17 protein-coding genes and 1 pseudogene are annotated in these 23,098 nt (G+C 63.0%); 15 read left to right on the top strand and 3 right to left on the bottom strand.

The window, feature by feature from the left end; translation table 11 throughout:
* Positions 1 to 62 precede the first annotated feature (62 nt).
* Positions 63 to 1,316: a GGDEF domain-containing protein gene (locus ACSLE4_RS03760; protein WP_435903142.1), complete on the top strand. Its 1,254-nt coding sequence runs from the start codon at positions 63 to 65 to the stop codon at positions 1,314 to 1,316.
* Between the two features lie 178 nt (positions 1,317 to 1,494).
* The gene (locus ACSLE4_RS03755; protein WP_435903141.1) at positions 1,495 to 3,021 is read left to right on the top strand and encodes a CHAD domain-containing protein; all 1,527 of its coding nucleotides are present in this window, start codon (positions 1,495 to 1,497) and stop codon (positions 3,019 to 3,021) included.
* A gap of 9 nt (positions 3,022 to 3,030) precedes the next feature.
* Here ACSLE4_RS03755 and ACSLE4_RS03750 read toward each other — a convergent pair whose 3' ends face one another.
* Positions 3,031 to 3,411, bottom strand: coding sequence for an HPF/RaiA family ribosome-associated protein (locus tag ACSLE4_RS03750; protein WP_435903140.1), 381 nt, complete (start codon positions 3,409 to 3,411; stop codon positions 3,031 to 3,033).
* 173 nt (positions 3,412 to 3,584) lie between these two features.
* Between ACSLE4_RS03750 and ACSLE4_RS03745 the strand changes: the two genes are divergently transcribed.
* Complete coding sequence (locus tag ACSLE4_RS03745; RefSeq protein ID WP_435903139.1) at positions 3,585 to 4,406, top strand: hypothetical protein; 822 nt, start codon at positions 3,585 to 3,587, stop codon at positions 4,404 to 4,406.
* 26 nt (positions 4,407 to 4,432) lie between these two features.
* Here ACSLE4_RS03745 and ACSLE4_RS03740 read toward each other — a convergent pair whose 3' ends face one another.
* Positions 4,433 to 4,702, bottom strand: a complete 270-nt coding sequence (locus ACSLE4_RS03740; protein WP_435903138.1) for a hypothetical protein — start codon at positions 4,700 to 4,702, stop codon at positions 4,433 to 4,435.
* A gap of 142 nt (positions 4,703 to 4,844) precedes the next feature.
* Here ACSLE4_RS03740 and ACSLE4_RS03735 point away from each other — a divergent pair, with 142 nt between their 5' ends.
* From ACSLE4_RS03735 to ACSLE4_RS03710, 6 genes are all read left to right on the top strand, one after another.
* Positions 4,845 to 6,359, top strand: coding sequence for a PAS domain S-box protein (locus tag ACSLE4_RS03735; protein WP_435903137.1), 1,515 nt, complete (start codon positions 4,845 to 4,847; stop codon positions 6,357 to 6,359).
* Positions 6,359 to 6,985: a response regulator FixJ gene (fixJ, locus tag ACSLE4_RS03730; RefSeq protein WP_435903136.1), complete on the top strand. Its 627-nt coding sequence runs from the start codon at positions 6,359 to 6,361 to the stop codon at positions 6,983 to 6,985. Before ACSLE4_RS03735 ends, fixJ begins: the two co-directional genes overlap by 1 nt.
* Before the next feature lie 102 nt (positions 6,986 to 7,087).
* Positions 7,088 to 7,507: a hypothetical protein gene (locus ACSLE4_RS03725; RefSeq protein WP_435903135.1), complete on the top strand. Its 420-nt coding sequence runs from the start codon at positions 7,088 to 7,090 to the stop codon at positions 7,505 to 7,507.
* 115 nt (positions 7,508 to 7,622) lie between these two features.
* A complete protein-coding gene (locus ACSLE4_RS03720; RefSeq protein WP_435903134.1) occupies positions 7,623 to 8,297 on the top strand; it encodes a helix-turn-helix domain-containing protein in 675 nt (224 codons plus the stop codon).
* Positions 8,297 to 8,644 carry a c-type cytochrome gene (locus ACSLE4_RS03715; protein WP_435903133.1) on the top strand — a complete coding sequence of 116 codons (348 nt, stop codon included), beginning with the start codon at positions 8,297 to 8,299 and terminating at the stop codon, positions 8,642 to 8,644. The genes ACSLE4_RS03720 and ACSLE4_RS03715 overlap by 1 nt, the downstream gene beginning before the upstream one ends.
* A complete protein-coding gene (locus tag ACSLE4_RS03710) occupies positions 8,644 to 9,096 on the top strand; it encodes a host attachment protein (RefSeq protein WP_435903132.1) in 453 nt (150 codons plus the stop codon). Before ACSLE4_RS03715 ends, ACSLE4_RS03710 begins: the two co-directional genes overlap by 1 nt.
* Here ACSLE4_RS03710 and ACSLE4_RS03705 read toward each other — a convergent pair.
* Positions 9,077 to 11,782, bottom strand: a complete 2,706-nt coding sequence (locus ACSLE4_RS03705; protein ID WP_435903131.1) for a bifunctional acetate--CoA ligase family protein/GNAT family N-acetyltransferase — start codon at positions 11,780 to 11,782, stop codon at positions 9,077 to 9,079. The two genes, ACSLE4_RS03710 and ACSLE4_RS03705, sit on opposite strands and share 20 nt — an antisense overlap.
* Positions 11,783 to 12,636: 854 nt before the next feature.
* Here ACSLE4_RS03705 and ACSLE4_RS03700 point away from each other — a divergent pair.
* The 6 genes and pseudogenes from ACSLE4_RS03700 to ACSLE4_RS03675 all read left to right on the top strand — a co-directional run.
* Positions 12,637 to 13,884 (top strand): efflux RND transporter periplasmic adaptor subunit, encoded by a 1,248-nt coding sequence (locus ACSLE4_RS03700; protein ID WP_435903130.1) that lies wholly within the window; start codon positions 12,637 to 12,639, stop codon positions 13,882 to 13,884.
* On the top strand, positions 13,881 to 17,015 hold the full coding sequence (locus tag ACSLE4_RS03695; protein ID WP_435903129.1) for an efflux RND transporter permease subunit: 3,135 nt from the start codon (positions 13,881 to 13,883) through the stop codon (positions 17,013 to 17,015). The genes ACSLE4_RS03700 and ACSLE4_RS03695 overlap by 4 nt, the downstream gene beginning before the upstream one ends.
* Positions 17,016 to 17,485: 470 nt before the next feature.
* On the top strand, positions 17,486 to 18,919 hold the full coding sequence (locus ACSLE4_RS03690) for an ATP-binding protein (RefSeq protein ID WP_435903128.1): 1,434 nt from the start codon (positions 17,486 to 17,488) through the stop codon (positions 18,917 to 18,919).
* On the top strand, positions 18,916 to 19,566 hold the full coding sequence (locus tag ACSLE4_RS03685) for a response regulator transcription factor (protein WP_435903127.1): 651 nt from the start codon (positions 18,916 to 18,918) through the stop codon (positions 19,564 to 19,566). Before ACSLE4_RS03690 ends, ACSLE4_RS03685 begins: the two co-directional genes overlap by 4 nt.
* A gap of 409 nt (positions 19,567 to 19,975) precedes the next feature.
* The gene (locus tag ACSLE4_RS03680; protein WP_435903126.1) at positions 19,976 to 21,865 is read left to right on the top strand and encodes a PQQ-dependent dehydrogenase, methanol/ethanol family; all 1,890 of its coding nucleotides are present in this window, start codon (positions 19,976 to 19,978) and stop codon (positions 21,863 to 21,865) included.
* Between the two features lie 724 nt (positions 21,866 to 22,589).
* Positions 22,590 to 23,098 (top strand): annotated as a pseudogene (locus tag ACSLE4_RS03675) (PQQ-dependent dehydrogenase, methanol/ethanol family); the annotation flags it as partial.

Raw genomic sequence — 23,098 nt, 5'->3', positions numbered from 1 at the left:
GCCTACCGAGAGCACCTAACGGCTACGGTCCCCGCGAGTTCAATCCCGCCAAGCGAGAGACCATGCACCTCGACATGTCGACGATTTCGATCGTGGCGATCGCGATCAACGCGGTCCTTGGCCTTGTGCTCGTCTTCAATTGGGCGCGCCAAGGCGGATCGTCCTTCGTCGGCATGTGGGGCCTGGCCATGCTACTCATCAGTGTCGGGATCGTAATTGCCAACGTCTCTCGAAGCGGCTTCCCGGACGCCTTGGTGCTGGGCCAAGCCGTGATGATCCTAGGGGCCGGCGTGAAGTGGCGGGCCTGCCGCGAATTCTCGCAGCGCGACTCGAGCCTTCTCTATATCTTTGTGGGACCGGTTGTCTTGCTACTGGCGGCCAGCACGGGCCTTGTCGAGACGTTCAACGACAGGCTGATGCTGGTCTGCGTGCTGACCGCAGCCTACAGCTTCGCGGCCGCCACCGAGCTTGCCTACGACAACGGTGAGCAATTGCCTTCGCGCTGGCTTGCGATCCTGCTTCTCGCTCTGACCAGTGCGAGCTTCCTGTCTTGGCTCCCGTTGATCGTGATGAATCCGATCCCGGAAGTCGGCGCGGTGTTCTTCAGCAGCTGGTTCCCGATCGTCATGCTCATCACCTTACTGCTCCGGACCGCCTTGGCCTTTGTCGTGCTGGCCATGGCAAAAGAGCGGCAAGAGCAGGAGCAGCGTGTCGACGCGCTGACCGACAGCCTCACGGGCTTGCCGAACCGGCGGGCGTTGTTCGAGGTGGCCGATGCCGTCGCCCAACGCCGCATCCTGGGCGGCACGCCGGTCTCGGTGCTGATCCTCGACCTTGATCACTTCAAAGACACCAACGATTCCTATGGCCATAGTCTCGGCGACGAGGTGCTCAAGGTCTTCGCCATGACCGCGGAGAAGAACCTCAAGGTCAACAGCATCGTCGGGCGTTTGGGGGGCGAGGAGTTCGCCGCCATCCTCCCCGGTGTCGAGGCGGCGGCCGCTGTGGAGGCCGCGGAGCGCGTGCGCCGGGCATTTTCCCGCTCGGCCGCGTTCGTCAACGGTCTGGCTGTTGGAGCGACGGTCAGCGTGGGCGTCGCCACCGACACGGAGGTGGATGCGGATCTGTCGAGCCTGTTTCGGCGGGCCGACGCGGCGCTTTATGTCGCCAAGCGCGCAGGCCGCAATCAGGTCGCTTTCCTCGAATCGGACGAGGACATGTTCCTCGCCGCGCAATGCACCGCGATCCGTACCTCGCCGTCCCGCTTGCGGCCAGCCCCAGCCGTGGTGCGGCCCGATCGGGCGCGCTCCGCCTGACCGCATCGGCTGTCACACTTTCACCTTAGAAGCTGCGTTTGCGCGCCGCACCCCGCGTAGGCCTGCGGGGTTGATTGTGACAGTCAGATGTAGGTCTTTCCCCTCCCAGCGCCAGGGTATCTCCGGCGGCACACGAGCGGGCGGACGAAGCCGGCTCGCATTCATCGGGAGTTAGAGTGTGGCAGCGGGAAAGCCGGAGCGCGAGGCAAAAGAGATCGAGCTCAAGCTCACGTTCGATCCGTCCGATCATGGTCTGATCGAGGCGCATCCCATCCTGGAAGCGGCGGGGGCACCGAATGTCCGCGAGCTGATCTCCATTTATTACGACACCGCAGACGATGTGCTTCGCAAAGCGGGCGTTTTCTTGCGGGTGCGTGCGACCGGCGACGGTTATGTGCAGACCATCAAGACCGCGCGCGGGGCGGGCGAGTTCCTGGAGCGGGACGAATGGGAATGCTCGCTGCCGACGCATACGCCGGATCTTGACGCCGCCGCGGACACCGCCCTCGAGCCGCTTCTCACCGCCGAGCTGCGTGCCGCACTGTCCCCGCGCTTTCACACACGGTTTCGGCGTAAGGCGTACCAGCTGGACCACGAGGGCGCGGAAATCGAACTGGCGGTAGACGAAGGCGAGATCACCGCTGGCATCAAGGCGGCGCCGATCTGCGAGCTGGAGCTCGAGCTCAAGTCGGGCGACAGGCGCGCGCTGTTCTCGCTGGCCAAGACCCTCGCCGAGACCGTGCCGCTCACGCTCGGCGTCAAGACCAAGGCGGAGCGCGGGTTCGAGCTTCTCGACGACGGCGACAATGCGTTCGAGAAGGCCCAGGCTGTCACGGTCACGCCCGAGATGGACTGCGCGCAAGCCTTCCGTACCGTGGCGCGCAACTGTCTGCGCCAGGTTATCGTCAACGCGCCCGCCATGCGTGACGGCCGGCCCGAGGCGCTGCACCAGATGCGTGTCGGCCTGCGGCGTCTGCGGGCGGCGATCACGCTGTTTGGCGAGGTGGTGGCCGACCGGAACCTCGAGGTCGTCGAGGATTCCTTGAAGTGGATCGGCGGCGAACTCGGACCGGCGCGCGATCTCGACGTTTTCGCCGCTGACATCTTGGAGCCGCAGCGCGCGGCGCATCCGGACGACCCGGAGCTGGAAGCGGTCTACCGCGACGTCATGGAGCGCCGTGCCGCGGCCTATGCCCGCGCCTTCGAGGCAGGGAGCTCCGGCCGCTTCCGCGGCGCCTTGCTCGATCTTGGCGCTTGGATCGAGATCGGTGACTGGGAGAACACCGCGCGAGCCGAAGACTCGGTCACCGGCTATGCCGCGGGAAAACTCTCGAAGTTGCGGCGCACGATCAAGAAAAAGGGAAAGGACTTGCGCGACCTCAACGCGGCTGAGCGGCACAAGCTGCGCATCCGCGCCAAGCGCTTGCGCTATGCCACGGAGTTCTTCGCCGCGACCTTCACGGGCAAGAAGAGCGCCAAGCGGCAGAATAAGTCGCTCGTCGCGCTGCAATGTCTTCAGGATGCACTTGGGACGCTCAACGACATCGCCACCCGGCGCGCGCTTCTGGCCGCGGACGGCGAGGATCGAATGGATGCGCGCCTCGCCGCGCCCGCTACCGGCCCGGATGAAGAAGAGAAATGGATCAAAGAGGCCGAGCGCGCCTATGAGCGCTTCACCGACGTCAAAGCCTTCTGGAAGGCTTGAGGCGGACGCTTACTCCGCGGGGGAGGCGGGGCCGTCCGGGGCGGAAGCCGTATGGGTCTTCACATCGCCGCGCATCCTGCTCGTATAGTCCTCAAGACGCCGCACCGCGGCGTTGAACGCATCGCGCACCGCCAGATAGACATCCTCGTGGGAATGATCGAGCGGCTTGGCCCGGTCCACGACCAAGTCCTTGCCGGGGACGCTGATATCGATATGCACGCTGTAAAGCTTGCCCTTGTGGTGATGCCGATGCGGGGCTTCCACCACGACCGTGCAACCGATGATGCGGTCATGGAAGCGCTCGAGCTTCGCCGCCTTCTCGCGGATGCGCGCCTCGACGGCGGGCGAGGGGTCCATATTGCGGAAGTTGACTTCCAAGGGGATCTGCATAAAGCGCCTCTTTCTTATCTTTACTGTCTTCAAAAACGCCTGGGACATATTGTGCGCCAGAATGCGGAGAAAAGGCGACAGCGTTCTTTGAGGTTCGTCAACGCGGTTTCACCCGCAAGGGGCGAAAAGGGGCGAACTTGCCGGAGACGCCCGGACCCGTGGGAGGAAGCGCCGTGAAACCTGTGAGAATCCTGCTTCCGATCGACTCAGCCGGCACCAGCGTGGCATGCAGCACTGCGGCCTTCGGGCTCGCCAAGCGCTTCGGCTGCGCGCTCGAAGTGCTGCATCCCTGTCCGCCTCCCTCCCAGCGGCTGCCCTATGCGACGGAGCTGAGCCCCGTCTATTTCGGCCAGCTGGAGGATGTCGCGAGGAAGCAGGTCGATGAGGAAGAGCGCCGGGCCACGGACTGGTTCGAGGAAGCGCTCGGCGCCCATCCCGATGTCAAGGCGGAGCTTCTCACCGTCGAAGGCCTGGTCGGCCCCGCCGTCGCTCAGCGCGCCAAAGTCTCCGATCTCACCGTACTGCCCAGCATCGCCGCCAGAGAAGGCGGGATGTTCGAGCCGGCGCGCGATGCGGCCTTGTTTCACTCGGGCCGTCCGATACTCATCATGCCGGACGAGGCCGGTACGCCGATCGGCGAGACCGTGGTGATTGCATGGAAGGACGCTCCTGAAGCCGTTCGGGCTATCGCCGCCGCGGCGCCGTTTCTCGAAGCCGCCAAGCGCGTCAGGCTGATCAGCATCGCCGAGGACGGCGAGGACGATACCGCTTCCGCCGTGACAGGCTATCTCGCGATGGCCGGCCTTCCCGTCGAGATGGAAACGGTCCCGCTGGGTGAGCGTGGGGTCGGCGATGCCGTGCTCACGGCCGCCGGCAGCGGCGTTCTCCTTGTCATGGGCGGGTATGGGCATTGGCGGTGGCGCGAATGGATCTTCGGCGGCGCGACGCTCCATGTCCTGCGCAATACGGACGTCGCCGTGCTGATGAACCATTGAGCCGGCGCGTGCGGCGCCCAAAGGCTCTAGCGGCGGAGAACGATCCCAAGCACGAAACCGGCCCCAAGCGCGATGGCGAGCGACTTAAGAGGCTCGCGCTGCACGGCGCCCTCGAAGTTCGCCAGTGCCTCGCTCGCTTTGTCCTGGAGGGCTTCGGCCTGATGACTGGCGGTCGCGCCCGCCGCGCCCATCAAGCCGTCGATGTCCGACCGTAAATTCGCGAGACGCGCGGCGATCTCTTGCAGGTCTTCGCGCAAAGCCTTGTGGTCTGGCATTTCGGCGTCGGTCGTGGCCATGGTCTCCTCCGGTAGGACAAGGACTCTGCGCCAGTGTCGCAGGATCGGTAGAGCTAACAATACAGAGCTAACAGAATTGCGATAGCCGGGCCCCCTGGAAATTGAGTGGGCGTGCCCCGGCACCGGAGGCTAGACTTTCGCCATGCACGCCCCACTGACCAAACCTCCGGAAAGTAGGATCGAGCGCTTCCGCCGCGCGCTGGCCGATCCGCACACGAGCGGCGTCCATTATGGGGTGGCGATCGCCGCGGTGGTCGCCTCGGCGCTCCTCGCCTGGGGCCTGTACCCCTGGCTTCAAGGCCGCGCCTCATTCCTCATCTTCATCCCCGGTGTGGTTGTCGCCGCGGGCTTTGGCGGTGTCGGCCCAGGGCTGCTTGCAACCACAATTTTCGCCGTCTTGGGGCTCATTCTTACCGGCAAGGGCGATCTTCCCCCGACCGTGGCCCTCGAGACGATGGTCTTCTCCATGGTTGGCCTCGGAATTTCGTGGCTGGGCGAACTGCTCCGCCGCACACGCATCCGCAGCAGGCGTCACGCAGAGGATGTGCGCGCCCGGGAGGCGCATCTGCGATCGGTGCTCGACACGGTGCCCGATGCGACCGTGGTCATCACCGAAAAAGGCGGGATCCAGTCATTCAATGCAGCAGCTGAGCGGCTCTTCGGCCATCGAGAGGCTGCGGTCGTCGGCAAGAATGTCTCTTTGCTGATGCCTTCGCCCTACCGCGAAGAGCATGACGCCTATATTTCGCGTTATCTGGCCACCGGCGAGAAGCGCATCATCGGTATCGACCGGGTCGTCACCGGTCTGCGTAAAGACGGTTCGACCTTTCCCATGAAGCTCGAGGTTGCCGAAGTGCAGTCCGGCGAAAGCCGGTTCTTCACCGGCTTCATCAATGATCTCACCGAACGGCAGGAGACCGAACACCAATTGCAGGAACTCCAGACGGAGCTAGCGCGATTGTCGCGCTTAACGGCCATGGGCGAGATGGCCTCGACGCTCGCGCACGAAATTAACCAGCCCCTCTCGGCTATCTCCAACTACCTTCAGGGGTGCAGCAGATTGCTGGAAAAAGTCGAGGGCGAGAACGTTGCCAAGGTTCGTGACGCGCTCGGTGAGACCACCAAGCAAACGCTGCGTGCCGGTCAGATCATCCGCCAGCTCCGCGAGTTCGTTGCCCGCGGTGAGGTCGAGAAGCGGCCCGAGAATCTCAGCAAGCTCATCGAAGAGGCGAGCGCGCTGGCGCTGGTGGGCGCTCAGGAGGAGGGAGTCAGGACGCTGTTCCGTTTCGAAAGCAACACGGATACGGTTCTAGTGGAGAAGATCCAGATTCAGCAGGTACTGCTCAACCTCATGCGCAATGCGATCGAGGCCATGCATGAGTGTGATCGCAAGGAGCTGCTGGTGACGACCGCCGCCGTGGGCGGCGGCATGATCCAAGTAAACGTGGCCGATACCGGCCAAGGTCTGAGCGAGACGATTGGCGATCGCCTGTTTCAACCATTCGTAACCACAAAGCCGTCAGGCATGGGCGTAGGTCTGTCGATCTCCAGACGCATCATAGAGGCGCACGGCGGGAAGATGTGGGCCGAGCCAAATCCGGGCGGCGGAACCGTGTTTCGCTTCACTTTGGAGCCGGCCGGGCGCAACGAGGACTGATGGTCGAAAATCCTGTCGTGCATATCGTCGATGACGACGAAGCCGTGCGTCAGTCGCTGGCCTTTATGCTGAGCTCGGCGGGGTTGGCGGTGCGTCTCTACGACTCCGCGAAGGCGTTCCTCGATGGGCTTGAGGCGGTGCAGTGCGGTTGTCTGATCACCGACGTGCGCATGCCCGAGATCACCGGCATCGAGCTTCTGCACTGCCTTAAGGAGCGCGCGCCTTGCTTGCCGGCGATCGTCATTACCGGCCACGGCGACGTACCGCTCGCGGTCGAAGCGATGAAGGCGGGCGCCGTCGACTTCATCGAGAAACCGTTCGATGAGCAGGCCATTCTCGATGCGGTCAAAGCGGCGCTCGAAAGGACCGAGGGGGTCCCCGACGGCGACTTCGCGGCGGTCACGGCGCGGCTTCACAGTCTTTCGGAGCGCGAGCGCCAGGTTCTCGAAGGCCTGGTGGCGGGCCAGCCCAACAAGGTCATCGCCGCCGCGCTTGGCATCAGCCCGCGCACCGTCGAGGTCTACCGCGCCAATCTCATGGCCAAGATGGAAGCGAAGAGCCTATCCGAGCTGATCCGCATGGCCATTCTCGCACATGTGCCCATCGCCGGCGACGCCCCCAAATAACCAGGCGGCCGAAGCCCCGCGTCGATTTGACTTAGCTCAAAGCTTCCCCCTGCAACCCGCATAGTTTGTCATCGCAAGGATGAGTTGAGGCGGGGCTGCGATATGCGTTTGGGGGAGGTCGAAGTGGCGCAGGCCGAAACCATACTCATTGCAGTCAGCGATGGCGTCTTGGCCGACAGCCTGCGCTTCTCTCTGGAGCTGGAAGGCTACGAGACCCGGTTTTGCGATGAGCACTCGCTGCTTCCGGCCATGAACGCGCCATGCGTGCGCGGCGCCTGCTTGGTGCTCGATCAGGACGTTTTCTCACGGGTGGAGGAAGAGGCCGCCGAACTCTTCGTCGCGCGCGGCATGCCCATCATCCTGATGGTCTCCCAGTCCACAAAACGTGTCCTAGCCAAAGCCGAAGCAGCCGGCGTGACCGAGGTGGTCGAGACGCCGCTCCTGGGCGGGATCTTGTTCGACACGATCCACCAAGTCCTTGAGAAAAGAGGCTGTTCGCGCGGGACCATGCGCCCGTCCTAAAGTGGACGTTCGTTTGCCTACGTAGTTTCCCTTAGGGAGCCGTCACGATTTTTCGCGCGCGCCGCAGCGCGTAACTATGGCGTCGGGCAACTGATCTCCGGGAGGATCACTCATCATGCTGACGCCGACCCCCATCATCGAACGAACACGACTGGACCAGGCACCGCCGCCCACTGCGTTTCGCAGCGAGCCGGAATCTTTCTTGCCGTCCAGCGTGCCCATGAACTTCGGGCGCAACACTGAGATCTTCGCCGAAGGCGAGAAGGCGGGCTACGTCTATAAGCTCGTGTCCGGCGTGATCCGCGTCTCCAAGCTTCTTCCCGACGGCCGCCGTCAGATCAGCGCCTTCCATCTCCCCGGCGACATGTTCGGCTTCGAGGTCGACGACGTGCATCATGCCTCCGCCGAGGCGATCGTGCCGGTCAAGGTTGTCGCTTTCAAATGGCACAGCCTGTTGAGTGCGACCGCCTCGAGCGGCTTCGTCCATGAACTGCTCAACCGGACGATGATCGGTTTGCGCCAAACGCAAGATCATCTGCTCCTTCTGGGCCGCAAGAACGCTCTCGAACGTCTCGCCGCCTTCCTTGTGGAAATGGCCCGCCGCTCGCACTCCGACGGCATCCTCGAACTCGCCATGCCGCGCCATGACATCGCCGATTACCTCGGTCTGACGTTGGAGACGGTCTCGCGCATGTTCGCCGAGCTCAAGGAGACGGGTGTCATCAAGCTTGAGTCCGCGCGCCGCGTGAATGTGTGCGACATGGCCAAGCTCGAGGCGTTGGCGGCTTGATGCGCGCGGTCTCCATGAGGGTCGTCCTCGCACTTGCGCTCGCATTAGCTGGCCCAAGTGTGAGCCTCGCCGGGCCGTTCACCAGCGCGCCCGATCCCGAATACGGCAAGGTGCTGGCGGAGCGCCTCTGTTCCAACTGCCATCTCGTCTCCGCTACCCAGGAGCAGGTCAACGTCGACGTGCCGAGCTTTCATGAGATCGGCAATTTGCAAAGTCAGACGGAAGGCTCGATCATGGCCAAGATCGTGATGCCCAAGCATCCCATGCCCGTGATCCCCATCACCAAGTCCGAGCTGGAGGATCTGGCGGCCTATATCATGAGCTTGAAAGACCAAGAGACGGAGTGATGAAGAAGCCGAAGCTCTGGTACGCGATTGCCGACGGGGGACGTGCGCGGTTCGTTGAGCGTGACGAGAACGGCGCTTTTCGTACTGTAGCCAGCTTCGTCTCCAAGGACCTCCACAGCCGCGCCCGTGATCTCGGCACCGACAGGCCAGGACGCGTGATGGAGAGTGCCACCACAGGACGTTCGGCTATGGAGCCCCGTCAGGACCCGAAAGAGGCGGCCAAGGAGGACTTCGTCAGCCTGGTCGCCGAAGAGTTGGCGAGCGAGCATGAGCGCGGCGCTTTCGGCGAACTGATGTTGGTGGCGCCGGCCGGCGTGCTCACCGAGCTGAAACGCAAGCTTGCCGGGCCCGTGGCGCGGATCGTTGTCAGCGACCTTCAGAAAGACCTCACCAACGTGCCCGACCACGAACTGGCTACGCACTTGGCAAGGGCTAAGCAGCGTCCTGGATAGGGACGGGGAGCTTCAGCCGCACCTTGCGGAGGGACAGATCCTCCGGGTCGGCGGAAATTTCGAAGCCCAGCGCCCGGCACATCTCGAGCATGCGCGTATTCTGCTCCAAGACGTCTCCGGTCAGTTCCTGTAGCCCCTCCCGCTCCGCGTAGCGGATCAGGTTGCGCATCAGCAGCCAGCCGAGGCCGGTCCCAATTCGGTCGCTGCGCACGATGATGGCGTACTCGCCCTTCGTGTAGTCGGGATCGGCAACGAGGCGCGCGATGCCATATAGTTCGGTCTCGTCCTTGTTGAGAGCCACGAAGGCCATGGCGCGCGCGTAGTCGATCTGGGTGAAGCGTGCGATGAACTTGTGCGAGAATTCTTTGCGCGGCGCCAGGAACCGGAAGCGAATATCTTCCGGCGAAAGCTTGGCGACGAAATCGGCGTAGAGATGCTCGTCGGCGGGCTTGATCGGACGGATCATGATGCGCTCGCCGTCGATGGTCTCGGTCCAGCGCTCCCATTGGTTCGGATAGGGCCGGATCGCGAGCCGCGGATTAGGCCCGTCCTTTTCCACCAGGTCCGGGTCGATGCGGATGCGGGCATCGAGTGCGATCACGCCCGTCTCGTCGGCAATCAGCGGATTGATGTCGAGTTCCTTCACCGCCGGGCAGTCGACCACGAGTTGCGAGAGCTGCACCAGCGCCGAAGCGATACCGGCAAGATCGGCGGCGGGCCGGTCGCGGTAGCCTTCGAGCAGCCGGCAAACGCGCGTCTGCTCCATGAGGTCGAGGGCCAGCCTGGAATCGAGTGGCGGCAGCGCCACGGCCGTGTCGTTGATGATCTCGGTCGCGGTCCCGCCGGAGCCGAACAGGATCATGGGGCCGAACAGCGGATCCTCGTAGACGCCCAATAGCAGCTCATGCGCCTGTTTGCGCACGATCATCGGCTGCACGGTGAAGCCTTGGATGCGCGCCTGCGGACAGGCTTCCGCCGCCCGCGCCAGCATGCGCTCCGCGGCATGGCGCGCCTCTTGCGGTGAGCGCAAGCCAAGGCGCACACCGCCGATGTCGGATTTGTGCGAAATGTCGTCGGAGAGGATTTTCACCACCACCGACTCCGCCTGCTTGAGAAGGGCATGGGCGATGTTCGCGACGTCCTCCGGCGAGGCGGCGACGCGCGTGGCCACGGTGGGAATGCCGAACGCGGATAGCACGGCCTTCGACTCGGGCTCGGTCAGTAGCGTGCGCCCGGCGCGGACCGCCGTACGCATGATCGAGCGGGCCGCCTCGTCGGCAATCGTGGTGTGACCCGTGCTCTTCGGCGGCGTGCGCATCAAAGACTCTTGGGCCTTGGTGTATTGCCACAAATAGAAGAAGCCCTGGATGGCGTCGTTCGGCGATTCGTAGGTGGGGATGCCCGCAGCGCGGAACTTCTGCCGCCCCTCCTGGACCGCGTCCTCGCCGAGCCAATTGGTGAGGATCGGAGGGACCTTTCTCGGGTGCGGGGCTTGCGCGATGGCATCGAGCACCGCCTGCGCGGCGTCCGTCGAGGAGGCGAGCGCCGTGGGGCAGTTCATCACCAAGATGCCGTCTGCATTCGGCTCGGCGAGCACGGCGTCGAGCGTGGCTTTGTAACGTTCGGGGCTCGCGTCACCGATAATGTCGATCGGGTTGGCGCGCGACCAGTTGGCCGGCAGCACCTTGTCGAGCGCGTTCACCAGATCTTTGCCCACAGGGGCAAGCTTGCCGTCGAGCCGCATTAGATTGTCGACGGCGAGCACGCCTGCGCCTCCGCCATTGGTGACGATCAGAAGTTCGTTGCCCGCGATAGGCTGCAAAGTCGCTAGCGTCTCCGCGGCGTTGAACAGCTCCTCCAGCTCTTCCACGCGCACGAGCCCGGCGCGTCGGAAGGCGGCGCTGACCGCGGCGTCGGTGCCGGCCAGCGCGCCCGTATGGGTTGCCGCCGCTTTCGCCGCCGCGGCGTTGCGGCCCGACTTGATCGCGATCACCGGCTTGGCGCGTGCGGCCGAGCGCGCCGCGGACATGAACTTGCGCGCCGCCGGAATCGTCTCGAGATACAACAGGATGGCGCTGGTCGAGACGTCGGCGGCGAGGAAGTCGAGCAGATCGCCCACGTCCACGTCCGCCATGTCGCCCATGGACACCACATAGGAGAAGCCGATATCGCGTGCGGAGGCCCAGTCGAGGATACCCGTCATCAATGCGCCCGACTGAGACAGGAAGGCGAGCGAACCGGACTTGGGTGCGTTCAACCCGAAATTTGCATTCAAGCCCAGCGCCGGTACCGAGATGCCCAAACAGTTGGGCCCGATGACGCGGAGACAATAGGGCCGCGCCGCATCCAGTACGGCCTGCTTGAGCGCGGCGCTGAAGCCCGCGGTGATAACGACCGTCGCGCGCGTTCCCTTCTTGCCGAGCGCCTCGATGATGGGCGGCACGCTGTCCGGCGGTGTGGCGATGACGGCAAGTTCTGGCGCCTCGGGCAACGCCTCGACGGATTTGAAGCAGTCGCGGCCCGCGATCGTGCCGTGATGCGGATTGACCAGAAAGACTCGGCCCTCGAAACCGCCGGAAAGCACGTTTTGGGTGAGCGTATGGCCCACGGAACCGGGCTCGTCGCTCGCGCCGATCACCGCGACGCTGCGTGGGCGCAGGGCATCTTCAAGATTGCGAACCGTCATGCGGCGAGCGCGACCCTCTCAATGGCTGAAGACTTTTAGGAGTTCCTCTTTGAATTAGGACGCCTCCTTAGTGATTTCATGACAAACCGACGACAGAAGCGATTTGCCGCAGCCGTTAATGGCCGCAATTGCCCACGATCAGGGCAACTGGCTTCGCTAAGGGCAATAGCGTTGAGCTGTTAAGCATCACACCCTTTGAGACCACGAATTTGCTCAAAATTTCCCGCTCACGGCTCTGTCACTTGACGTTAAGAGGCAGGACCACATACTTCCGGTCAGCATGAGCAGGTTACGCACGATTTTCGTCGCTATTCTGACCCTCGCGGTGGCCGCCCTTCCCGCGGCGAGCGTGAGCGCCGCTATGGCCGCCCCCGGCGGTTCCCAAGCTGCCGCGCAGTCCGACTGTGCGAAGCACGCTGCTTCCTCCCAAGCCCCGCACGATCCGGCGGAAAACCATCACGCCAAGATTGGCGAGAAGGCCGGTGCGGCGGAGGCCGATCACGCCCAGGGCCATAACGGGATGGGCCATGACGGGATGGGCCATGACGGGATGGGGCCTTGCGCCGACCATCCCGGGTGTGGAGGCAAATGTCTCTGTCTTGGTCTGGTTCTGAGCGCGGTTATGCCTGCGGAAATCGCCTCGGCCACGGTGCCTTTGCTCGTCGACACCACTGCGCGCGCCCCCGATAGCGCGCGCTCGCCGGCCTACATCCCGCCGTCGCCCCCTCCACGCGTCTGACTCCTCAAAGTTGATGCAACGCCGTTTCGCGTGAGCGCCCGCTCGCGAGCAACGGCGCGATCTCCTTTGCCCAATACGGCAGGGGCCACGCAACGAGGATTCGGAGACGCAAATCATGACGCGTCTAAGCAGCTTGGCCATCTTGGCAGCCGGCATCTTGGCCGGAGCCGCGGGCAGCTATTGGTATGCCCATCGGCCCGAGCCGATGAGCATGACGGCGACGGAACACGGCGAGCCCGCCAATGGCGAACGCAAGATACTCTACTACCGGAATCCGATGGGGCTTCCCGACACCTCGAAAGTGCCGAAGAAGGACTCCATGGGCATGGACTACATCCCGGTCTATGCGGATGAGGCCGATGACAGCGGCACCGTGAAGGTGAGCCTGGCCAAGGTTCAGCGCAGCGGTGTCAGGACCGAGACGGTCAGCCGGAAAGCCCTCACCCAGGAGGTTCGCGCCACAGGCACCGTCGAGCACGATGAGTCGACGCTATGGATCGTGACCGTCCGCTCGGACGGCTACATCGAAGATCTATTCGTCGACAAGACCGGTGAGCACATCAAGGCGGGCGAGCCGATGTTCCGGTTCTACAGTTCGCAAATTCAACTGGCGCAGGTCGACCTCCTGGTTTCTTTGCGCACGCAAGGCCGGACCGGCACCAACCGGGACGTCGAAGGCGCTATCCAGAAACTGCGAAACCTCGATGTGCCCCAGGAGCGCATCGACGAGGTGCTCAAGACCAAGGAGAACCTCAGGACACTCGATTGGCCCTCACCGGCATCTGGCCACGTGATCGAGAAGAACGTCATCAAGGGCCAATTCGTCGAGGCGGGAGACGAGCTGTTCCGCATCGCCGATAACTCGCATGTCTGGGTGATCGCCGAAGTCGCCGAGGCCGACATCGCCGACATCAGAGTCGGCATGCCCGTCGAGGTGACGCTCCGGGCGTTCCCCAATGCGCCGCACGAAGGCAAGGTGACCTTCATCTATCCACATATGCGGAAGATGGAGACGCGGACGGTCTCGGTCCGCATCGAGCTGCCGAATCCCGACGGGCGGATGCGGCCCGGCATGTATGCCGACGTGGTCTTTCAACCCGGCGCCGACGCGCCCGCCGTCATGGCGGTGCCTTCGGATGCCGTCATCGACAGCGGGGCGCGCAAGATTGTGCTCGTCGCCAAGGGTGAGGGACGCTTCGAGCCGCGCGAAGTCAGAACCGGCCGGCGCGGTAAAGTCTATGTCGAAATCCTGGACGGCGTCTCCGAGGGCGAGGAGGTCGTCACCTCCGCCACCTTCCTCATCGACTCCGAAAGCAACCTGAAAGCGGCGTTGGAAGCCTTCAACCAGGGGACGCCGCAATGATCGCCCAGATCATCCGCTGGTCGGCCCGCAATGTCTTCCTGGTCGGTCTTGCCGTGGTCTTCATCGCCTTGGCCGGTATCTACGCGGTCAAAAATGTGCCGCTCGATGCGATTCCCGATCTTTCCGACGTGCAGGTCATCGTCTTCACGGAATATCCGGGCCAGGCGCCTCAAGTCGTCGAGGATCAGGTCACCTATCCGCTGACGACCGCCATGCTCACCGTGCCCAAGGCACGCGTCGTGCGCGGCTTCTCCTATTTCGGCGTGTCCTTCGTCTACGTGATCTTCGAAGAGGGCACCGACATCTATTGGGCCCGCTCGCGGGTGCTGGAATATCTCAGCGCCGCGGCGCGGGATCTGCCGTCGGGCGTCACGCCCGAGCTCGGCCCCGACGCTACCGGCGTCGGCTGGGTTTATCAATACGTCGTGCGTGGCACGCAGCAGAGCCTCGCCGAGCTGCGCACGCTTCAGGACTGGTATGTCCGGTTCGGGCTGGCAAAAGCGCAAGGCGTCGCCGAGGTCGCGAGCGTCGGCGGCTTCGTCAAGCAGTACAGCGTCGTCGTCGACCCGCGGCGGCTCCAGGCGCTGAATATCCCTCTCGAAAAAATCAGAGACGTCATCCGCGAGAGCAACATGGATGTCGGCGGCCGCACCGTCGAGCTTTCCGAGCGCGAATACATGGTGCGCGGCCGAGGCTACATTAAAAGCCTATCGGATCTCGAGCAGATCGTCGTGAAGAACGACGCGGGCGTTCCGGTGCTGCTTAAGGATGTCGCGCGCATCGAGCTCGTTCCGGAGGAGCGGCGCGGCATCACCGAATTGAACGGCGAGGGGGAGGTCGTCTCCGGCATCGCGCTCCAACGTTTTGGCGAGAACGCCCTCTCGGTCATCCAGAATGTGAAGGACCGGCTTGCCGAGATCGCGCCGAGCCTACCTGAAGGCGTGAGCGTGGAGGCGGTCTACGATCGTTCGGATCTCATCTACCGCGCGATCGACACGTTGCGCTGGACGCTCATCGAGGAAAGCATCATCGTCGCGCTGGTCTGCTTCGTCTTCTTGTTGCACGCGCGCAGCGCCCTGGTCGCCATCATCACGCTGCCTCTCGGCGTGCTGATGGCCTATATCTGCATGTGGGCGCTCGGGCTCTCGTCCAACATCATGAGCCTCGGCGGGATCGCTATCGCCATCGGCGCCATGGTCGATGCCGCTATCGTCATGATCGAGAACGCGCACAAGCATCTTGAGCGCGCCCCCGAAGGCAAGCCGCGCACCGAGATCCTGATCGAGGCGGCGGTCGAGGTCGGGCCGGCGCTGTTCTTCAGCTTGCTCGTCATCACCGTATCCTTCCTGCCGATCTTCGCCCTTGAAGCGCAGGAGGGCCGGCTGTTCAAGCCTCTGGCCTACACCAAGACCTTCGCCATGGCGGCGGCGGCGCTGCTTTCCGTGCTTGTCGTGCCGGCGCTGATGGTCGTCTTCGTGCGCGGCCGCATCCTGCCCGAGCGCAAGAACCCGGTGAACCGCTTCCTTATCTGGATCTACCGGCCGGTGATCGACCTCGTCTTGCGGTTCAAGGCGGCCACGCTTGTCATCGCGCTCGCAGTGCTCGCCGCGAGCCTGTGGCCCGCCTCGAAGCTCGGCAGCGAGTTCATGCCCAATCTCAATGAAGGCACCCTGCTCTATATGCCGACGACTCTCCCGGGCATCTCAGTGACCGAAGCGGGGCAGTTGCTGCAGACACAGAACAAGATCATCAAGACCATTCCGGAGGTGGAGTCCGTGTGGGGCAAAGCGGGGCGCGCTTCGACCGCGACCGATCCCGCGCCGATGGAGATGATCGAAACGGTCATCAACCTGAAGCCGGAAAGCGAGTGGCGCGATGGGCTCACCATCGACGGGTTGATCGCGGAGATGGACGAGTCGTTGCAGTTTCCCGGCGTCTCCAATGCGTGGACGATGCCCATCAAAGCCCGTATCGACATGCTGTCCACCGGGATCCGCACGCCGGTCGGCGTCAAGGTCTTCGGCACGGATCTCGCCGAGATGGAACGTCTCGCGCGGGAGATCGAGGCGGCCGTGCGCACTGTACCCGGCACCACGAGCGCCTACGCCGAACGCGCGATCGGCGGCTACTACCTGAACATCGACCCGGATCGCATGCAGCTTGCTCGTTACGGCCTCATGGTCGGCGACGTGCTGAACGTTATCTCTACCGCGCTTGGCGCTCAGCCGATCACCACCACGGTCGAAGGGCGCGAGCGCTACAACGTGGCCGTCCGCTATCCGCGCAACTACCGCAACGATCCGAAAGCCATCGCCAACGAGGTGCTGATCCCCATGCCGAGCGGTGGCACGGTCCCCTTGGGCGAGGTGGCGGAGGTAAGCCTATCGCAAGGCCCCTCGATGATCCGCACCGAGGACGCGCAGCTCGCGCTCTATATCTTCGTCGATTTCCGCGACCGGGACATCGGCAGCTTCGTCGCCGACGCGCAGAGAGCTGTCGCCGCGCACGTGGATTTTCCCCCCGGCTATTACGTGACCTGGAGCGGGCAGTTCGAGTATCTGGAGCGCGCCAAGAAGCGTCTGCAGATGGTCGTGCCGGTCACCCTTCTGATCATCTTCCTCCTGCTCTATCTCAATTTCAGGCGCATCACCGAGACGCTCATCGTGATGCTGTCCGTGCCGTTCGCGTTGGTCGGTGGCTTCTGGCTGATGTGGTGGCTCGACTTCAATCTCTCGGTCGCCGCCGTGGTGGGCTTCATCGCGCTGGCCGGCGTCGCGGCCGAGACCGGCGTCGTCATGCTGATCTATCTCGACAGCGCGCTGAAGGACTTGAAGGCGCGCCGCGAACGCGAAGGCAAGCCGTTCACCCTGGCCGATCTGTACGAGGCGATCATGGAGGGTGCGGTTGGCCGTGTGCGGCCGAAGATCATGACCGTGGCCGCCATCATGGCCGGGCTCTTGCCGATCATGTGGAGCCACGGGACAGGCTCGGAGGTGATGCAGCGCATCGCCGTACCGATGATTGGCGGCATGGTGTCGTCGACGCTCCTCACGCTTATCGTGATCCCCGTGATTTACGCGGTCGTGAAGGGCGTTTCCCTTACAAGGCGCCAAGTTCCCGCGGCGGCCTGATCGGCCGCGCCGGAGAGCGGGCGAGGGGGGTGCGGGGGAAACCCGCCGCACCCCCGCCCGACGGCTTGGCGTCCCGGACCCCGCAGCTCATGGGAAGGAGACACTGCAGGGCGGCCGGCAGCAAGCGGTCGAGATCGAGGCTCTCGGTCCGTGATGAAACGGGCAAACTCGCGCAAACGGCCTACGAGCCAGCTTCGATCAGGCTAGTCGCCTAGTCCAAAACCGTCTCTGGGTAGTTTCGCAATAGTGGGCGGGAACTTCTTGCAATGCTATTTCCACGCCTGCCATTGCTATTTCGCCACTTCCGGCCTCGACTGCTTTTTTTGGCGGCTCCCGATGCCAAACTTGCAATAAGAAGTTCTGGTGCTTGGGAGGCGGTTGTGGGCGCGTTAAAGCAAAATAGGAACGGCCCTTGCATGGTGCCCACGTCGATGGTGTGAGGCGCCTCTCGTTGTGGAGACTTTCGAGGCGTGCTGCAAAAGCTTTGGTATGACCGCCCGGTCCGAACGCAGCTCCTTGTCGCGGTAGCCGCGATCAATCTTCTTGCTGCCCTGGTTGCCGGCGCGGTCTCGATCTTCAACACCCGTACGGCCACGCAGGTTGAGATGGAGGCCTCGCTCGAGGTGGCGCAGCGCTTTGTCGCCGCGACCCTCAAGGACCTCTCCGCGCAGGGCAAGCTCGACCAGCTCAACCAGGAGCTGCCTCTGCAACTTAAGCACTTGCGGCATGTGCGCATCATGTTCATGGACGACTCCGGCCAGCTCAACATCGTGTCGCCGCACGCAGCGGATTCGAGCGCCGAGCCCTATGCGCCTGCCTGGTTTGCGGCCCTCGTGCGGCCCGAGATCGCCAATCGCAAGGTTCGCGTCGTCGCCGGCAAAGCAAACCCCATTGTCGTTCTCGGCGAGCCTGCCGACGAGATCGCCGAAGCGTGGCAGGACTTCGCCTCGCTTGCCGTCGTCTGGCTCGGGATCAACGCGCTCGTTCTCATTATTCTCTATGTCGTGCTCGGCCGCGTGCTCGACCCGCTCGCCAACCTCTCCAAGGGCATGCTGCTGCTGGAGGATGGGCACTATACGACGCGGCTGAAGCCGTCGAAGGTGAAAGAGCTCGCCGCCATTACCAACCGTTTCAACACCCTGGCGGGCGCGTTGGACATGGCGCGTGAAGAAAACAGCCGGCTCTACCGCCAGCTCATCACCGTGCAGGAAGAAGAGCGCCGCGAGATCGCCAACGAGCTTCACGACGAGGCGGGCCCCTGCCTGTTCGGCATCGCCGCCAATGCCTCCTCGATCCAGACCATCGCCGATCGGTTGCCTAAGGAGCGCACGGTCGAGATCTCGCGCCGCGTCGGCGAGATTCTCTCCATCGCCGAGCGGCTTAAGGCCATGAACCGGGCGCTGATCAAGAAGTTGCGCCCCGGACCGCTCGGCCGCGTGACGCTCGCCGAGCTCATCGCGGAACTCACCGCCGGGCTTCAGGGCCGCCATCTGGACACCCAGATCCACACCGAGCTCGGCAAGCTTGCTAAGTCCTATGGCGAGCCCGTCGATCTGACCGTCTATCGCTGCATCCAGGAGGCGATCACCAATGCCATCCGGCATGGTCATGCGGCGAATATCACGGTGGAACTCACCGAGAAGGATGTGGCAGGCACGAACGGCCGTAAGCGCGCCGCTGAAACCGTTCAGTTGACCGTGACCGACGACGGCAAGGGGATGGCGCCGTCAACGCCCACGGGCTTTGGGCTCACGACTATGACCGAGCGCGTGCGCTCGCTCGGCGGTGCTTGCGTCGTCGAAAGCGCGCCGTCCAAGGGGACGAGTATTAGGGTAGAGATACCCGTTCAGAGGGAAGGCAAAGAGCGCACACGAGCGCCGGAATTGGTTGGGGAGCTATCATGACTCGTGTTCTCGTCATCGACGATCATCCGATTGTGCTGCAAGGCTGCCGTCAGCTTCTTGAAGACGTCGGCGTGGAGCATATTCAGCAGGCGCAAAGCCTCGCCGATGGCTTTCGGCTCTATCGTACGCAGAAGCCCGACGTGATCATCGTCGATCTCGCCATGCGGACCGGTTCGCTCGGCGGCCTTTCCTTTATCCGGCGGCTGCGCTTGCACGATCAACAGACGCCGATCCTGGTGTTCACCATGCACTCCGACCCGGTCATCGTCTCACGCGCGCTCGAAGTGGGCGCCACCGGTTACGTGTTGAAGGACACTCCGCCTGAAGAGGTGCAGAAGGCGTTCCAGAGGGTTCGCGAAAACCGGCCCTATCTCAGTCACGACCTCGCCTCCGAGGTCGCTTTCATGGAGGCGCGCGGGACCACCAATCCGCTGCGCCGCATGACGGTGCGCGAGCTCCAGACGCTTGCCCTGGTTGCCGAGGGGAAGCCTTACGGCGTGATCGCCGAGCATTTGCATGTCAGCTACAAGACCGTGGCAAACACCTGCACCCAGTTGAAGGCCAAGCTCGGCGTGCGCACGCTGCCCGAGCTCATGCGGATCGCCATCCAGCATCTCCCGTCCACGAACGGCAGGGCGCAGCGCTAGCCTCTATCTGCTTGAATTCGTTGGATTTGGCCTGCGGCCGCGGCGGCGCGCGCTGCCGGACTATCCAATCGCGGCCAGCACATTTCGCGCGTTCGTGGAATTGAGTTTGCAAAGATAAGGGCGCGAGTTGGCAATGATAGGGCTGCCACTTTCCATCCAGAATGGGGAAATGCGTGGTGCCCTCCTGCGCTAGGTTCTGATCCTCGGATGTCGCGATGCCATTCGGAGGACTCGCGGGCACGAGGCGTCGCCTCGTCCAAATCAACGCCCTCCAAATTTCAAAAACGGCAACCGAGAAATTTGCCCGGCGACGCCTGTCTCTTCGCCTTCGCGCGAAGAGAGAAGGCGAAACGCCCGGGTAGAGAAAGCTCAGCTTCGGTGACTGAGCGGCTAGGGAGAGGAGAACGATATGAAAACGAAGTTCGGTGTTCTGGCTGGAACGCTCGTCGCGGTGACGATGGGTCTGTCCGGCCAGGCCATGTCAATGAATACCGATGAGGAGCAGCTGAAACGCATGGCTGATCCCGACCAGTGGCCCGCCCATGGTCGTGATTTCGCGCTCACGCGTCACAGCACGCTCTCCGACATCAACACGAAGAATATCAACAAGCTGCAGGTGGCTTGGCTGCAGGGCACCAACGCCCTTCGTGGTCACGAGGGTCAGCCGCTTGTGATCAAGGACGTCGGCGGCAAGACCATGCTGTTCATGATTTCCGGCTGCCCGTCCATGTCCAACTGTAACGTGGTTCAGGCGCTGGATCTCAGCGAGCCCGACCAGCCGAAGCAGGTTTGGTCTTATGTGAAGAAGACCGATCGTGACGAGTCGGCTGTGCCGCGCGCTTGCTGCGACACCGTCAACCGCGGCGGCTCCTATGCCGACGGCAAGTTCGTCTTCGGCACGCTCGATGGCTTTGTGATCGCCCTCGACGGCCAGACCGGCAAGGAAGTCTGGGTCGTCAAGTTCGCCTATCCTGAGAAGGGTGAGACCATCACGCCGGCTCCGTTGATCGCCGACAACAAGGTGTTCATGGGCTTCGGTGGTAGCGAGTTCGCCGCCCGCGGCCGCGTCGCCGCCTTCAATCTGTCGGACGGCTCCGAGGCTTGGGTGTGCCACACCACGGGTTCCGACGAGGACGTGTGCTTGACCAAGGAGACCAACAAAGCCAACCCGCATTACGGGACTTACGGCGAGGAACTTGGCATCAAGACCTTCCCCGGCGAGGACTGGAAGATCGGCGGCGGAACGGCTTGGGGCTGGTACTCCTACGATCCGGACACCAAGCTGGTCTACTATTCCACCGCAAACCCGGGTCTATGGAGCCCTGCGTTCCGGTGCCCGAACAAGACCCACGAAGAGTGCAACACTGGTGAGTTCGACAACAAGTGGACGCTCAGCATGTTCGCTCGGAAGATCGATACCGGCGAGGCGGTCTGGATCTATCAGCTGACTCCGTTCGATCAGTGGGACTATGACGGCATCAACGAGAACATCATCACGGAGATGGAGATTGACGGAAAGAAGCGGAAGGTTCTCTCCCACTTCGACCGCAACGGCTTCGCCTATGTGATGGATGCCGCCGACGGCTCGCTGCTTCGCGCCACGAAGTACGTGACGACGGACTGGGCCGAGAAGATCGACATGAAGACCGGCCGTCCGGTCAAGGTGCGTGACCACTCGCCGTTGGAAGTCGGCCGCAACGTCTCTACCTGCCCGTCTGCCATGGGTGGCAAGGACCAGCAGCCCGCTTCGGTCGATCCCAAGGAGCCGAACCTGTTCTATGTGCCCACCAACAACTGGTGCATGGAGCTTGAGCCCCAGGAGCGCACGCACACGAACCAGGGCACGGTCTACGTGTTCGCCAACGTGTACATGTATCCCGAGAAGCCCGGCACCACCGGCAAGATCAAGAAGTACGACGTCTTGACCGGTAAGACGGTGTGGGAGATCCCGGATCCGTATCCGAACTGGAGCGGCACCATGGTCACCGACGGCGGCCTGATGTTCTACGGTTCGCTTGGCGGCGACTTCCGCGCGGTCGACCGGAACTCCGGCAAGGTCCTGTGGAGCCGCAAGCTCGCCTCCGGCATCATCGGCAACCCGATTACCTTTAAGACGGGTGGCACGCAGTATGTCGGCGTTTACTCCGGCATCGGCGGCTGGATCGGTCTTCCGGTCACCGCTGGTCTGGATCTGAGCGACAAGTTTGGCGCCATCGGTGCCACCGCCATGACCAAGGCCGCTGGCCTGCAGCATATCCCGCAGGGCGGCGCGCTGAACGTCTTCCGCATCTACGAGTAGTAGACGCGACCCTGACGAGACGACCGGCGTCCGATGCCTTCCGGCATCGGGCGCCTTTATTATTAATTATAGCGGCGCCGTACTTGGGGCAGGGGTCTTCGGAGCGGGCTCGAGGTGCCAAGCGCAAAGCGCGCCCGAGCCCATGGAAGCGCGTGAGCGGGCGACTTGATTCTGCGGCGAACGGCTTTCCGTGTTGTCGATGCGGCGAATTCAGACATTGGATCAACGCATCGGTGCGCTGCACACAAACTCCGAAAGATTTCATTTAATGCTAGGGCTTGTCGGTCTGCGCTTTTGATGCAGCGCAACAAGCGGGGAATGAGATTTGGCAGATTCCATTGCCATGAGCACTTTTCACTTGCATTGGCATTACATTTGGCAATTATGAGCGGGCAGCTTGGCAATGTGTGGGATGCGTGTTTCCACAAACAAGGCGGAATCACCGTGTCCCACTCTGAGTTAAGCTGAAATTCCTCGTGAGGTGTCACCGCGTGATGTGTTCATCGGAGAACCCGCCGCCAGGAGCGGGCGCGAGGCGCACTGATTTGCTTCTGCGCTTTCGGGCCGCCTCCAATATCCACAACCACAGTGACAGCTTGAAAACTTGCAAGGGCTTAGTGACCTCTTGGCAATCGCGCCTAGGGGGGTGACGAAGACCCAAGCAAAAACAGAATAGCTCAGCTTTCGTTTCGGTGAACTGAGTAGCTAGGGAGAGGAGAACGATATGAAATTGAAGTATGGTGTTCTGGCCGGGGCCCTCGTCGCAATGACGATGGGTGTATCGGGTCAGGCGTTAGCAAACACCGATGAGGAGCAGCTAAAGCGTATGGCTGATCCCGACCAGTGGCCTGCCCCTGGTCGTGATTTCGCGCTCACGCGTCACAGCGAGCTTTCCGACATCACCACCAAGAACGTGAACAAGCTGCAGATGGCTTGGCTGCAGGGCACCAACGCCCTTCGCGGTCACGAAGGTCAGCCGCTTGTGATCAAGGACGTCGGCGGCAAGACCATGCTGTTCATGATCTCGGGCTGCCCGGCCATGTCCAACTGTAACGTTGTCCAGGCTCTCGATCTTACCGATCCTGACAACCCGAAGCAGGTTTGGTCGTATGTGAAGAAGACTGACCGTGACGAGTCGGCTGTGCCGCGCGCTTGCTGCGACACCGTCAACCGTGGCGGCTCCTATGCCGATGGCAAGTTCGTGTATGGCACTCTCGACGGTTTCGTGATTGC

This window comes from Methyloceanibacter sp., assembly GCF_051306395.1.
In the GTDB taxonomy this organism is placed as follows: Bacteria; Pseudomonadota; Alphaproteobacteria; order Rhizobiales; family Methyloligellaceae; genus Methyloceanibacter.
Note: the sequence above shows the minus strand (reverse complement) of the source record. Positions and strands in the feature narration are given on the sequence as shown.

Bases quoted from the DNA above. Each gene is read 5' to 3' on its own strand.
- ACSLE4_RS03725 (WP_435903135.1), top strand. From the start codon at position 7,088: ATGCGTTTGGGGGAGGTCGAAGTGGCGCAGGCCGAAACCATACTCATT.
- ACSLE4_RS03705 (WP_435903131.1), bottom strand. From the start codon at position 11,782: ATGACGGTTCGCAATCTTGAAGATGCCCTGCGCCCACGCAGCGTCGCG.
- ACSLE4_RS03715 (WP_435903133.1), top strand. From the start codon at position 8,297: ATGCGCGCGGTCTCCATGAGGGTCGTCCTCGCACTTGCGCTCGCATTA.
- ACSLE4_RS03700 (WP_435903130.1), top strand. From the start codon at position 12,637: ATGACGCGTCTAAGCAGCTTGGCCATCTTGGCAGCCGGCATCTTGGCC.
- ACSLE4_RS03685 (WP_435903127.1), top strand. From the start codon at position 18,916: ATGACTCGTGTTCTCGTCATCGACGATCATCCGATTGTGCTGCAAGGC.
- ACSLE4_RS03680 (WP_435903126.1), top strand. From the start codon at position 19,976: ATGAAAACGAAGTTCGGTGTTCTGGCTGGAACGCTCGTCGCGGTGACG.
- ACSLE4_RS03760 (WP_435903142.1), top strand. From the start codon at position 63: ATGCACCTCGACATGTCGACGATTTCGATCGTGGCGATCGCGATCAAC.
- ACSLE4_RS03735 (WP_435903137.1), top strand. From the start codon at position 4,845: ATGCACGCCCCACTGACCAAACCTCCGGAAAGTAGGATCGAGCGCTTC.
- ACSLE4_RS03720 (WP_435903134.1), top strand. From the start codon at position 7,623: ATGCTGACGCCGACCCCCATCATCGAACGAACACGACTGGACCAGGCA.
- ACSLE4_RS03750 (WP_435903140.1), bottom strand. From the start codon at position 3,411: ATGCAGATCCCCTTGGAAGTCAACTTCCGCAATATGGACCCCTCGCCC.
- fixJ (WP_435903136.1), top strand. From the start codon at position 6,359: ATGGTCGAAAATCCTGTCGTGCATATCGTCGATGACGACGAAGCCGTG.
- ACSLE4_RS03695 (WP_435903129.1), top strand. From the start codon at position 13,881: ATGATCGCCCAGATCATCCGCTGGTCGGCCCGCAATGTCTTCCTGGTC.
- ACSLE4_RS03710 (WP_435903132.1), top strand. From the start codon at position 8,644: ATGAAGAAGCCGAAGCTCTGGTACGCGATTGCCGACGGGGGACGTGCG.
- ACSLE4_RS03740 (WP_435903138.1), bottom strand. From the start codon at position 4,702: ATGGCCACGACCGACGCCGAAATGCCAGACCACAAGGCTTTGCGCGAA.